The organism is Firmicutes bacterium HGW-Firmicutes-1 (assembly GCA_002841625.1).
Lineage (GTDB): Bacteria > Bacillota > Clostridia > Lachnospirales > Vallitaleaceae > HGW-1.
The window spans coordinates 193,702-207,518 of record PHAG01000003.1 but is presented as its reverse complement, the minus strand read 5'-3'; the positions used below and the strand labels follow the sequence as shown (position 1 = coordinate 207,518).

Sequence of the window (13,817 nt, the reverse complement as noted above, 5' to 3'; positions counted from 1 at the left end):
AATTCGAGTAAAGTTGAGGATGCGAAATCAGTAAGAGAACCAATACCTGTTTTTGTAGCAGATCCGGTAGTAGCACCAACTGCACCGGTAGTAGCACCAATAATAGCACCGGTTACTGTTCTTGAGGTTGAATCAAAAAAAGAAGCAAAACAAAGCACAAAGAAGGAAAAAGTTGTTAAGGAAAAAGCTGAACCAATTCAAAAGATTGAAAAGGAAGCTCTACCTGAAGATTTAACTAAGCCAATGAGTGTTTTAAGCTATCTGGGTACATTTTTATTATTATTTATTCCATTGGTCAATATTGTTTTGTTATTTATCTGGGCATTTAGCAGCAAGATTAATAGGAATAAAAAGAACTTTGCTATTGCATACTTAATCATAACAGTTATTATGATAGTAATTATGATCGTGTTTGGTGCGACGGCTTTTGTATTTATTAGTGAATTAATAGAAGATATGATGTAATCATTATTACAAAATACCCCTACTATCTTTTCGTTTTTTACGGGAAAATAGTAGGGGTATTTTTTTACTCCAGACGTATACGAAATGTAATGAAGAATTTCAATTTACATAGCCGATTTTCTTTTTTGATATAAAGCATTGCATAAGCAATTGGAAAAGCGGCAGAAATGTATTGAAGAATTTCAATTTACATAGCCGATTTTCTTTGCCTGGTATATGCTTCTAGTAATTAGTGCCGAAATAACAATGATGCCTCCTATTATTGCCTTTGAACTTGGACTCTCGTGGATGATTAAGAGTACCCAAATAGGATTAAGCAATGGTTCCAAGGCTGGGATCAATATAGCTTCAATTACGCTTAAATGGCCTATTGCTTTTGTATATAGTATGTAGGCAAGGCCAACTTGAAAGACTCCTAAAAGAACTAGTCCAATGATACTTTCTGTATTTGGTACTGTTAAAAAATAAAATGGCAAGCATATAAGGGCATTGAATACATTACCAATAAATACGGTGCCAATGGGAGCACCATCTTGTTTAAATGCAATGATCATTCCAGCAAAAGTTATACCACTTATTAAGCCAATTATATTCCCAATTAATCTACCTGTACTTAAGTTATCTAAAAAGAACAATCCCATTCCAAAAAAAATTACAATGATAGTAATCCAGTCCGAACGACGAATCTTGGTTTTTAAAAACCATCTAGAAAAAAGAGCTACCCAAATAGGTGCTGTAAATTGCAAGAAAATTGCATTGACAGATGTAGTTAGTTTATTAGCATTAACAAATAGGATTACTGTCAAAGAATATAAGATTGCACCCAAGAGTTTGTTTTTTTGGAATAAATCCTTATTAAGGTTAATAAAAGGCAACATTACGATTGCTGCAATTCCACTTCTCATGCCAGCGATAGCCATTGGATGTAAGTCAACGAGTTTTATTAACATACCAGCGGTACTCCACAGTATCGCTGCCAAAACCATATAGATGACTGCTTTTTTTTGAGTCATTTTAATGATGAACCTCCATTTTATGTAATAAATCAATAACAATCCTTTTTATATTGAACCAATTTATCTATAATGTCAATATAAAAACCCGTAATTAGTTACTATTTGGATAGATTCTATACTACAAAAGTCACTATTATTTTTTTAGTTAGTCTATAGTAGTTGAAAACAACTCAGTTCTATGATAGCATTTAAAAGGAATGCTCAAAATAGACTATAAATAAACATATTTAAATATACGATAAGGATGTGTGTGTTATATGAAAATATTAGTACAGAAATTTGGTGGAACTTCTCTAGCTACAGAAGAAAATAGAGAATGTGCAATTAAAAAAATATTAGAAGCAAAAAATAATTATGATGGGGTAGTGGTCGTTGTGTCTGCGATGGGTAGATCTCCGCAACCCTATGCAACGGATACTCTATTAAATTTAATTGGACCGAAAGACACCAAAATCTCTCCAAGAGAAATGGATTTATTAATGTCTTGTGGTGAAATAATTTCTACTGTAGTGTTATCAAATATGCTTCTTAAAGAAGGCGTAAAGCCATATTCAATGACTGGAGGGACTGCTGGAATCATAACCAATAATAATCACTTAAATGCTGAAATTATAGATGTAGATACCAGTAACCTTATGACCGTGTTAAAGGAAGGATTTATTCCTATTGTTGCAGGCTTTCAAGGTAGAGGAACCAACAATGAAGTTACTACAATTGGACGTGGTGGAAGTGACACATCAGCCGTTCTATTAGGAGAAGCACTAGGTGCCGAATCTGTGGAAATATATACTGACGTAGATGGAATCATGACCGCAGATCCAAGGATATGTAAAACAGCTAATTTGATTGATGAAATAAGCTATTCAGAAGTATTTCAAATGGCAGATAGCGGAGCAAAAGTCATACATCCAAGAGCAGTCGAAATTGCAAGAAGAGCAGGAATGCCTTTAATCATAAAAAATACGTTTAATAATCTGAATGGAACGAATATAACTGAATATAACAAATTAGATAAAAAGAGCTCGACAAAGGAAAAGCTCATTACGAGCATTGCACATAGGGTAGGAAGAGCTCAATTTTTAGTGGAGGGTGATATTGATGATGAGAAATTTTTCGGCGAATTGGCCGATAAAAATGTTTCTATTGACATTATCAATATTTTTCCTAAGAGAAGAGTATTTACCATAGAAGAAGAAAAGAAGAAGGTTGTGCTAGAAGTGTTAAAAGGGTACACGGCTACCTATTCCTTTATCGAGAATTGTTGTAAAGTTACTGTGATCGGTGAAAAAATGACGGGTGTACCTGGTGTAATGGCAAAAATTATTAAATGCTTATCTGAGATTGGTGTGGAAATACTGCAAACAGCAGACTCTTTATCTACAATAGCATGTCTTGTAAAAAAGGAAGACCTTGAGAAATCAGTTGAGGCTCTACATAAAGTGTTTGAGCTAGACTAAATACAAGCTGTCTCCTTAGATTTGATGATCTATTTGAGACAGCTTGTTTATTATTTATTTGTTATTGATCATAGATAAAAAATATTTATGTGTTGATAGATTTTGTGTTAGTTCAGGATGAAAAGCTGTTACCAACATATTTTTTTCCCTAGCTGCTACAATATGATTATGAACTATTTTAAGTATTTCAACATGAGGACCAACCTCTGAAATATAGGGTGCTCTTATAAATATAAGTGGAACTGGACCCTCACTTATTTGAGGTATCATTGCCTCCACAATAAAACTATCCTTCTGCCTGCCATATGCATTTCGATGAGCACATATATCCATTGTGCCAATTGATGGATTCTTCAACCCATCAACAGTTTTTGCCAGAATAATCAAGCCAGCACATGTTCCCCATACAGGTAATCCATTCTTTATTCTTTCTTGAAGTGGTTCTAAAAGATGGAAGTCTATTAAGAGCTTTCTAATCGTAGTACTTTCTCCACCAGGTATTACAATGCCATCAACTTGCTCTAATTCTTCTTCATATTTCAAGGGGAATGCTTCAACGCCACTTATTTCATGAAACATTTGAATATGCTCAATAACGGAACCTTGAAGCGCCAAAATTCCTATTTTCATTTCTTTACCATCCTCTTTTTGCAAATTGATTCTCAAGGTTATCAATTTCAAGACCCACCATGGCTTCTCCTAAATCTTCTGAAACCTCTGCAAGAATTTTAGGATCATTATAATAAGTAACGGCCTTAACAATGGCTTGCGCACGCTTTTCTGGATTATTAGACTTGAATATGCCAGAGCCAACAAATACTCCGTCACATCCTAACTGCATCATGAGTGCTGCATCTGCTGGAGTAGCAATACCTCCAGCTGCAAAATTTACTACTGGCAGCTTACCAGTTTCTGCAATCTGCTTTACAAGCTCATAAGGAGCACATAAATTTTTAGCATAAGTCATGAGCTCTTCTACAGGTAAACCTTGAAGCTGTCTAATTTCCGTATTAATGGTTCTCATATGACGAACAGCTTCAACAACATTACCAGTCCCAGCTTCGCCTTTTGTTCTAATCATGGAAGCACCTTCACCAATTCGTCTAAGAGCCTCACCTAAGTTTTTAGCACCACAAACAAAAGGAACCTCACAGCTAGCCTTATCAATATGATACAAATCATCAGCAGGCGTGAGCACCTCGCTTTCATCGATATAATCCACACCTAAGCTTTCTAATATTTGCGCTTCAACAAAATGACCAATTCTTACTTTAGCCATAACAGGAATACTAACGGCCTCCATGATCTCTTTTATCATTTTAGGATCAGACATCCTAGCGACCCCTCCATCTCTTCTAATATCAGAAGGAACTCTCTCTAAAGCCATAACTGCAACAGCTCCTGCCTTCTCAGCAATGATTGCTTGTTCTCTATTAACGACATCCATAATAACCCCACCTTTTAACATCTGAGCAAGATTCTTATTTAATTTATATCTTTCATTCATCTTTTATTACCTCCTAAATTTATTAATAAATAAATAATAATACATAATTGTCCTTTCTAAAAGTGACAATTATCACTATTTAAAAAGGACAGTTTACATTTAACTAATGGACGAAGCAAAAAACAATGCTAACTATAACTCTATAGAAGCAAAAAAATGACTCCAATTGAACTTTGAAGTCATCCTTTCATATCTCTTTTTTTATACACCACACCTTGCAATGATCATTTCAATTTATTCAATAAGTCCGCAAACGCAGAATTAACAATAGGTTCTTCCTTCTTATTCTGTTGATTAAGATACTTAGAAACATCGGTTTTAGAAACATTCTGATTGCTTCCTTTTCTGCGCTCATTAAAAGCAGTAAGCTTTTCTTTGTGGCCACATTTACAGAAAAATATTTGTCCTTCTCCGGAGCCACGTAACTCAAGCTTTTTATGACAATTAGGGCATCTTGCATTTGTGACAATAACTTCACTTTTTCTATAACCACAATCTCTGTCTTGGCATACCAGCATTTTTCCCTTCTTACCATTCACCTCGAGCATAAATTTTCCGCATTCTGGGCATTTGTTACCAGTTAAATTATTGTGTTTAAATTGATCAGTGCTGTTCTTAATGTCCAGTACAATCTTTTGTGTATATGCTTTCATTTCATCGATAAATGTATTTTTATTTAAGGTGCCTTTTGAAATATATCCTAAGTTTTGCTCCCATTTTGCTGTGAGCAATGGCGACTTAAGTTCTTCAGGTACTAGTTCAAGTAGCTGAAAACCTTTAGAAGTCATATAAATTGTATTATTCCTTTTTTCAATTAGGAAACTATCGAACAACTTTTCAATAATATCTGCACGGGTCGCAACAGTACCAAGACCTCCAGTTTCACCTAGGGTTTTCATCAACTCGGAATTTTGACTATTGGCATATTTTGCAGGGCTTTCCATAGCAGTAAGTAAGGTTGCTTCATTAAAAGGGGAAGGTGGTTTTGTTTTTCCATGAGTCATTTCAAGAGAAACCAAAGGCAAAACGTCGCCTTGCTTTACTTCTGGCAAACGTTGGTCAGTTCCATCTCCTTCATCTTCAACGGTGTTACCGTATACTGCTTTCCAACCGTCTTCTTGAACAATTTTTCCTTTGGCAAAGAAGAACTCTTTTCCAATTTTGCTTTTTATAGTAACTGCAGTAAATTCAAAAGGTGGATATAGAACAGCAAGAAAACGTTTGACAACGAGGTCATATATTTTAAACTCTTTGTCTGATAAATTAGAGAGCAATACTGTTTCTTCAGTTGGAATAATTGCATGATGATCTGATACCTTACTATTGTCTACAAATGAGCTGTTTCCCATGATTGGTGATAATAAAAGTTTTCTTGTGAATTTTGCATAATTACCGATAGAGCATGCTTTTAAGCGATCTTTTAGAGTAGGAACTAGATCGGTAGTAATGTACCTTGAGTCTGTTCTTGGGTAGGTTAATACTTTGTGTCTTTCATATAAGGCTTGCATAATTGATAAGGTATCTTTTGCAGAAAAACCAAAAAATTTATTGGCATCCCTTTGAAGTTCAGTAAGATCATATAGCTTTGGTGAGTAAGTTTTTTTTGGAGTTTTTGTCATTGAGACAACTTCGCATTTATGATGATCTGTCTCTTTTAATATTCTTTCGCATTTGGCTTTATCAAAGCTTCTTGCTTCGTTGGTTTGAGCATCATGCCAAGTAAGTGTGAAACCATTCACAGCAGCAGTTATACCATAATAATCTACAGGTTTAAAATTCTGTATTTCTCTTTCTCTGCCAGCAATTATGGCAAGAGTAGGAGTTTGCACTCTACCACAAGAAAGTTGAGCATTGTATTTACACGTTAATGCCCTAGTTGCATTCAAACCAACATACCAGTCTGCTTCAGCTCGAGCTACTGCAGCACTATAAAGATTATTATATTGAGCTCCTGGTTTAAGGGAATTAAATCCATTCCGAATGGCTTGATCCGTAACTGAAGATATCCATAATCGTTTGATAGGCTTTTTGACAGCTGCTTTTTCTATAATCCATCTTGCAACAAGTTCGCCCTCACGTCCTGCATCTGTAGCAATGATGATATCCTTAACATCTAATCTTAGCATTTGTGCTTTTACAGCATGAAATTGCTTGCTCGTTTTTGCAATCACATCAAGCTTTAAGTTCGCGGGTAACATAGGCAAATCTTCCATCTGCCAGGATTTATATTTGACATCGTATTTTTCAGGATCTGCTAAAGTAACAAGATGACCTAAGGCCCAAGTAACGATGTAGGAGTCTCCTTCTAAGTAACCATTTCCTTTCTTTGAGCATTTAAGAACCCTCGCGAGATCTCTTCCAACGGAAGGTTTTTCAGCTAGTACTAATATTTTATTCATAGATAAGTTCCTTTCTAGAAATTCTCGGAGCTAAGTAAAATTGATTAACTCCTATATATACGCATTTGGTTGTTGACAGGTCTATGTATAAAACCTACAATATGATTAAAACATATTTAATCAATGGAGTAAAGAAAAAGGAAACAATCAAAGGAAACAATCACATGAAGGTTTTCAGTTAAGAACAAAGCGCTTGTCAGCGCGTTACATAATAATTTATGCTATCTAACGCTTTGTTCTATGCTTCGTGGAAAGTAGAACTTTCCTACTGGATAAAAAAAGCGGAATAATCCGCTTCCGGTTGTTGACAATTTAATTGACTATCAATTAACAAATCAGAGATAAAAGCATTTTTTCTTCTAGATGAATACGAAAGGCAGTAAGTGTTCATTTTTCGCCTGACCGGCCGAAGGGTAAGGCCAGAAAAATGAACGCTTACTGCCAATAATGAATACACCTATCTGAAAAAATGCTTTTGTCGACAGTCTGAAGTGGAATAATCTCAGTAAAGGGTTTTATGGAATTAGTTGAATATGGCCTATAAGTAATATGAAAACTTCGAGGCATATTACTAAATGAAGAGGCTTGATTTGAAATTGTGGAATAACTGGCAAGTTGATTTTAATATTAGAAAAAAATGTCAAATTAAGGATGGTTTTAGTGTCAAGGCGTTTTGTTATCTTCATCAAAAAGACCTCCCTTTATATTGATACTATAGTATATGTATAAATGTCAGATTTTAGTTGCATATATGAAAAAAAACTTTATATTTGTCATGAATAGAACAGATTATTAAAATGAATAATCTAATCATTAGAGAAAGAAGGATAATTTATGGATTCCATTGGATATCTCAAATTAATTGATGAAGAAGTGAAGCCAGGTACTGGCTGTACAGAACCGATTGCAATTGCTTTATGTGTTGCAAAAGCAAGAGCTGTTCTTGGAGAAGCTGTTGAGAAAATTGTCTTAAGCCTAAGTCCAAATATAATAAAAAATGCAATGGGTGTTGGTATTCCCGGAACTAGGGAGGTTGGTATTCATATCGCTGCAGCACTTGGTTGTCTTATAGGCAATGAAGCTATGGGGCTACAAGTTTTGGCTAGTGTTAAACATGAAGATGTTGATTTGGCTAAGGGGTTAATTAGCAAAGGAATGATTGAAATTGAAATATCAGAAAGCAAAAACAAGCTATACATAGAGGCGATAGTTTCAGGTAAAGAACATGCAGCTCAAGTAATCATACAGGAGAATCATACGAACATCATTTATGTAAAAAGAGATAGCGAAATACTTTTAGCTAAAGAACAAACAATAAAAAACCTTGATGAGGTAATGAGATCTGAGACGAGTATCAAAGAAATTTATGATTTTACACAAAATGTAGCCCTTCAAGATATTTTGTTTATTCTTGAAGGTGCATATATGAACAAGAGTATTGCGCTAGAAGGATTGGATAAGGATTATGGTCTAAAAGTTGGTAAAACCTTTCAAAAAAATATAGATAACCTTTTACTAGCAGATGATATGAAAAATTATGCAATACGTCTTACCGCAGCTGCTTCAGATGCAAGAATGGATGGGTGTATGTCACCGGTAATGACCAATTCTGGAAGTGGTAATCAAGGAATAACCGTAACCTTGCCAGTGGTTGCTGTAGCGGAGTGGTTGGAAAAATCTGATGAAGATTTAGCGAGGGCTTTGATACTAAGTCATTTGGTAGCGATTCATATTAAGAAAAGATTAGGAAGGTTATCTGCATTATGTGGTGCAATTGCAGCGGCTATCGGATCTGGGTGCGGGATGACCCTGTTAATGGGAGGTAACCTACATCAAATATTTTCAACCATTAAAAATGTAATTGGTGATGTGAGTGGTATGATTTGTGATGGAGCGAAAACTGGTTGTGCATTAAAAGTTGCAACAGTAGTTGAGTCAGCTTTTAACGCGATGCTCTTATCTCTAAACAACATGCAAATATCAAAAGATGACGGAATTATTGATGAAGATATTGAAAGATGCATAGAAAATCTTACCTATATTGGCTCTAAAGGTATGGAAGAGACGGACAAGTACATACTAAATATTATGATTAATAAGAATTCTTAGTATGTAAAGTATATGTTAAGAATTCCTATAACGATTGACAAATGAGAATAATTATCACAATATATATATAGTACAATTTTCAAGGAGGTAATTTTATGAAACCAAAAGTAGCTTTTATTTGTGTTCACAATTCTTGTAGATCTCAAATGGCTGAAGCGCTAGGAAAATTATTTGCGTCAGATATATTCGAATCATATTCTGCTGGTACAGAGTTAAAACCACAAATTAATCAAGATGCTGTAAGAATAGTAAAGGATTTGTATGGTGTAGACATGAATGCTTCTCATCGTTCTAAGTTAATAGAAGACATTCCACCTATAGATATTGCAATTAAAATGGGATGCAATGTTGTATGTCCTTACTTACCATCTAAGCATGTTGAGGATTGGGGATTAGATGATCCTACAGGAAAAGGTGATGAGGTTTTTACTCAGACGGTAAAGCTTATTGAGGAAAAAATCAAAGATTTGGCATTACGGATTTCAAATAATGATATTAAGATATAATCATAATTGCCCTTCGAAGCGTCAACTTGATTTGGAAAATAGTTGACAATACGAGGGGTGTTTTGTATAATGATTGTAAACTAAAATAAGAATGAGGTTAACGATTATGTGGACATGGATAGTATCTATAGTAGTATTTGCAGTCATTTTTATGATATTTGCATTGATCATTTCTAAAGTTGAAAAGAATGCTAGAAATCTAACATATGCAGCAATGTTTGCTGCTTTAACAGCAATTGGTGCATGGCTTAGAGTTCCGTTACCAGTTGTACCTTTTACAATGCAATTGTTTTTTGTTATATTTTCAGGAATACTTTTAGGCTCCAAGTTAGGACTATTATCTCAGTTGGTATATCTTTTAATTGGACTTATTGGAGTACCTGTATTTACCAATGGTGGTGGATTTGGTTACGTATTTCAACCAACCTTTGGTTATTTAATTGGATTTGCTTTAGCTGCATATGTTGCGGGGTTAATCGTAGAAAAGCTAAAGAAGAATACATTTACAACTTATATTATTGCAGGTCTATCCGCGATAATAATTATCTATATGTGCGGAGTTCCTTATCTTTATGTTATAAATTCATTATACCTTACGAAGGCATTTACGTTTAAGATGGCAGTATATTATGGATTTTCATTAAGCATTATTGGAGACATAGTATCTTGTGTTATTCTTTGTACCATTGCACCAGTAATTGTAAAGGTACTCACTGCAAATAGTTTATTACAAAGAAGATTATAATATCAAATACGTTCTCCTATTTTATTGTTGACAAAAATATACCTATCCTATAGTATATAAGTAATTATAATGACAAATGCAATGAAAAAGAGGAGTACATCAAGACCTTCTAAAGAGATGAGAACCCATAGGCTGAAAGGTTTTCTAGAATAGGTGTTGATTGAAGGTAGCTTTGGAGCTATTCGTCTGAACATAAGTAGGATGAATCGTGTGACGACGTTATACGTTATGAGAGCTTAGTTATTGAACTAAGAATTAAGGTGGTACCACGGTTTTGTCGTCCTTTTAGAGGATGATAAAACTTTTTTTTGTTTAATCGAATGCGGAGGTTTTGTAACATTGATATAAGGAGGTATAAGATGTATATAATTGGTATGATTCTAATGATTGTTGGAGCTATTTTGTTCTTTGGGGCGAGAATTGTTTCTAAAAGCAACGACAGGACAATTAAAAACGATCCAAAGGGTACAGAAGATAAAGATTTTTTAATGCTAGTTAATAATGCAATGTTTGCCGTCAGAGCAATTGGTGCAATTATGGTCTTAGCTGGTGGTATAATAATAATATTTGTTAAATAATAAAAAAGAATAAGCAATCGCTTTTAGGAGGCATAGTATGAGTAAAGAGCTAGAAAAAGTATATAATCCATCTATAGTTGAAGATCGATTATATCAAAAATGGATTGATCACAATTATTTTCACGCAGAAGCAAACAATGAAAAAAAACCATATACAATAGTAATTCCACCACCAAACATTACGGGTCAGTTGCATATGGGACATGCTCTTGATAATACACTTCAAGATATCCTAATAAGATGGAAAAGAATGCAAGGTTTTGAAGCATTATGGCAACCTGGAACTGACCATGCAAGTATAGCTACAGAAGTAAAAATAGTTAAGAAAATGGCAGAAGAAGGTCAAACAAAAGAATCTCTTGGAAGAGAAGGCTTCCTGGAAAAGGCCTGGGAGTGGAGAGCAGAATATGGTGGTATTATAATTGATCAGCTTAAGAAACTAGGTGCATCTTGTGATTGGGAGCGAGAAAGGTTTACTTTAGATGAAGGACTCTCAGATGCAGTATTAGAAGTTTTTGTAAAATACTATGAAAAGGGTTATATTTACCAAGGCTCAAGAATTATCAACTGGTGTCCAGTATGCCAGACAACTATTTCTGAAGCAGAGGTTGAACATGAGGAAAAGCAAGGACATTTTTACCATATTAAATATCCTATTGTAGGAGAAGATGGTTTTCTACAATTAGCAACAACTCGTCCTGAAACTATGTTAGGTGATGTTGCAGTAGCTGTTCATCCTGATGACGAAAGATACCAACACCTAATCGGTAAAAAGGTAATGCTTCCAATTGTTAACAAAGAAATTCCTGTAATTGCAGATCATTATGTTGATAGAACTTTTGGAACGGGTGTTGTTAAAATTACGCCAGCCCATGATCCTAATGACTTTGAGATTGGGCAACGACATAAACTTCCCCAAATCAACGTAATCAATGATGATGGAACAATTAACGCAAATGGTGGTAAATTCCAAGGTCTAGATAGATACGAGGTAAGGAAGCAAGTTGTTGAACAATTAAAAGAAGAAAACCTATTAGCAAAAATAGAAGATCATACCCATAATGTAGGAACCCATGATAGATGTAATACAGTCATTGAACCACTCATTAAACAACAGTGGTTTGTTAAAATGGAAGAGCTAGCAAAACCTGCAATTGCTGCACTTAAAGATGGATCTTTAAAATTCGTGCCAGAAAGATATGGCAAGACGTATCTTCATTGGTTAGAAAATATTAGAGATTGGTGTATTTCTAGACAACTTTGGTGGGGTCATAGGATACCTGCTTATTATTGTGGTAACTGTAGTGAGATTATGATTCAAAAAGAAGCTCCAACTAAATGTCATAAATGCCAAAGCTCAAATATTACGCAAGATGAGGACTCTTTAGATACATGGTTTAGCTCAGCATTATGGCCGTTTTCTACTTTAGGTTGGCCAGAGAAAACACCAGAAGTGGATTATTTTTATCCAACCAGCGTTTTGGTTACAGGATATGATATTATTTTCTTTTGGGTTGTACGTATGGTATTTTCAGGTATAGAATTTATGGGAGAGATTCCCTTTAAGACAGTACTTATTCATGGGCTTGTAAGAGATGCTGATGGAAGAAAGATGAGTAAGTCACTTGGCAATGGGATTGATCCTTTAGAAGTAATTGAACAATATGGTGCAGATGCCTTAAGATTTACACTTGTTACAGGTAATGCCCCAGGAAATGATATGCGTTTTTATTATGAAAGAGTAGAAGCAAGTAGAAATTTTGCAAATAAGGTATGGAATGCTTCAAGATTTATTATGATGAATCTTGAGGACCAAGTGGTTGGAGAAGTACCGCTAAGCCAACTAACACCAGCCGACCAATGGATTTTATCAAAGGCAAATACACTTGCAAAAGAAGTAACAGATAATATGGATCATTATGATTTAGGTATTGCTGTTCAAAAACTCTATGATTTTATTTGGGAAGAATTCTGTGATTGGTATATTGAGATGGTAAAGCCAAGACTCTATAGTGATGAAAATACAACAAAAGAGGCTGCTCTTTGGACCTTGAAAACTGTACTAATCCAATCCTTAAAATTATTGCATCCTTTCATGCCATTTATCACAGAAGAGATATTCACAACGCTTCAAACTACAGAGCCATCAATTATGATTTCAGCATGGCCAGAATATACAGAAGCTTGGCATTTTGAAGAAGAAGAAAATGCAATAAGTCTAATCAAAGAAGCAGTACGATCTATTAGAAATGTTAGAACAGGTATGAACGTACCACCTTCTAAGAAGGCAAAGGTATATGTAGTATCAGAAGATGAATATACACGTAAAGTATTTACTGATGGACAAGTATTTTTTGCAACCCTTGGCTATGCCAGTGAAGTAACTATTCAAGCAACAAAGGATGGAATTGATGATGATGCAGTTTCAACTGTCATTCCAAACGCATTGATCTATATGCCTTTTACAGAGCTTGTAGATCTTGAAAAAGAAATCGAAAGATTGACTGGAGAAAAGGAAAAACTTCAAAAGGAATTAGATAGAGTTAATCAAAAACTTTCTAATGAGAGTTTTGTAAGTAAGGCTCCTGAAAAAGTTATTCAGGAAGAGAAGGAAAAGCTTGCGAAGTATGCCCAAATGATGGATCAAGTTGTAGAGAGACTAAATGGATTAGTTAAGTAATCACTTGTTAAGTAATCAAATGTAACAGTCGGTATTTTTATTTAGCTATTATGTGCAAAATGAGCTTAATGAATTGCCATAAAAATACCGCCGGCTTCCTTACGATATTCGATGAGGATGTATAGGTTTCATTTTTCGACAGACCGGCCGAAGGGAAAGGCAAGAAAAATGAAACCTATACATCCTCAGGAAACAAATCAATAACGAACTTAAAATATTATAAAACAAAACATGCCAATTTATAAGCTCGGTATGTTCAGATTGTCGACAAAAGCATTTTTTCTGATAAGTGTATTCATTATTGGCAGTAAGTGTTCATTTTTCTGGCCTTTCCCTTCGGCCGGTCAGGCGAAAA

11 protein-coding genes are annotated in these 13,817 nt (G+C 34.7%); 7 read left to right on the top strand and 4 right to left on the bottom strand.

Annotation, left to right across the window (positions count from 1 at the left end):
* The first annotated feature begins 243 nt into the window (after positions 1-243).
* Entirely contained in the window at positions 244-465 is a 222-nt protein-coding gene (locus CVU84_05615; protein PKM95577.1) for a hypothetical protein, read from the top strand.
* Between the two features lie 182 nt (positions 466-647).
* Here CVU84_05615 and CVU84_05610 read toward each other — a convergent pair whose 3' ends face one another.
* Positions 648-1,484, bottom strand: a complete 837-nt coding sequence (locus tag CVU84_05610; GenBank protein PKM95576.1) for an EamA family transporter — start codon at positions 1,482-1,484, stop codon at positions 648-650.
* Between the two features lie 254 nt (positions 1,485-1,738).
* On the opposite strand from CVU84_05610, the gene CVU84_05605 reads away from it, so the two are divergent.
* On the top strand, positions 1,739-2,938 hold the full coding sequence (locus CVU84_05605) for an aspartate kinase (protein ID PKM95541.1): 1,200 nt from the start codon (positions 1,739-1,741) through the stop codon (positions 2,936-2,938).
* Positions 2,939-2,992: 54 nt separating this feature from the next.
* On the opposite strand, the gene CVU84_05600 is transcribed toward CVU84_05605, so the two are convergent.
* The 3 genes from CVU84_05600 to CVU84_05590 form a co-directional block, all read right to left on the bottom strand.
* On the bottom strand, positions 2,993-3,568 hold the full coding sequence (locus CVU84_05600; GenBank protein PKM95575.1) for a pyridoxal 5'-phosphate synthase glutaminase subunit PdxT: 576 nt from the start codon (positions 3,566-3,568) through the stop codon (positions 2,993-2,995).
* Between the two features lie 4 nt (positions 3,569-3,572).
* Positions 3,573-4,445 (bottom strand): pyridoxal 5'-phosphate synthase lyase subunit PdxS, encoded by an 873-nt coding sequence (locus CVU84_05595; protein ID PKM95540.1) that lies wholly within the window; start codon positions 4,443-4,445, stop codon positions 3,573-3,575.
* A gap of 224 nt (positions 4,446-4,669) precedes the next feature.
* A complete protein-coding gene (locus tag CVU84_05590; protein PKM95539.1) occupies positions 4,670-6,844 on the bottom strand; it encodes a DNA topoisomerase III in 2,175 nt (724 codons plus the stop codon).
* An 834-nt stretch (positions 6,845-7,678) separates the two neighbouring features.
* On the opposite strand from CVU84_05590, the gene CVU84_05585 reads away from it, so the two are divergent.
* From CVU84_05585 to CVU84_05565, 5 genes are all read left to right on the top strand, one after another.
* The gene (locus CVU84_05585) at positions 7,679-8,953 is read left to right on the top strand and encodes a hypothetical protein (GenBank protein ID PKM95538.1); all 1,275 of its coding nucleotides are present in this window, start codon (positions 7,679-7,681) and stop codon (positions 8,951-8,953) included.
* A 95-nt stretch (positions 8,954-9,048) separates the two neighbouring features.
* Positions 9,049-9,459 (top strand): low molecular weight phosphatase family protein, encoded by a 411-nt coding sequence (locus tag CVU84_05580; GenBank protein ID PKM95537.1) that lies wholly within the window; start codon positions 9,049-9,051, stop codon positions 9,457-9,459.
* 151 nt (positions 9,460-9,610) lie between these two features.
* On the top strand, positions 9,611-10,204 hold the full coding sequence (locus CVU84_05575; protein PKM95574.1) for a biotin transporter BioY: 594 nt from the start codon (positions 9,611-9,613) through the stop codon (positions 10,202-10,204).
* A gap of 359 nt (positions 10,205-10,563) precedes the next feature.
* Positions 10,564-10,782 (top strand): hypothetical protein, encoded by a 219-nt coding sequence (locus CVU84_05570; GenBank protein ID PKM95536.1) that lies wholly within the window; start codon positions 10,564-10,566, stop codon positions 10,780-10,782.
* A gap of 37 nt (positions 10,783-10,819) precedes the next feature.
* The gene (locus tag CVU84_05565; GenBank protein ID PKM95535.1) at positions 10,820-13,462 is read left to right on the top strand and encodes a valine--tRNA ligase; all 2,643 of its coding nucleotides are present in this window, start codon (positions 10,820-10,822) and stop codon (positions 13,460-13,462) included.
* Positions 13,463-13,817 lie beyond the last annotated feature (355 nt).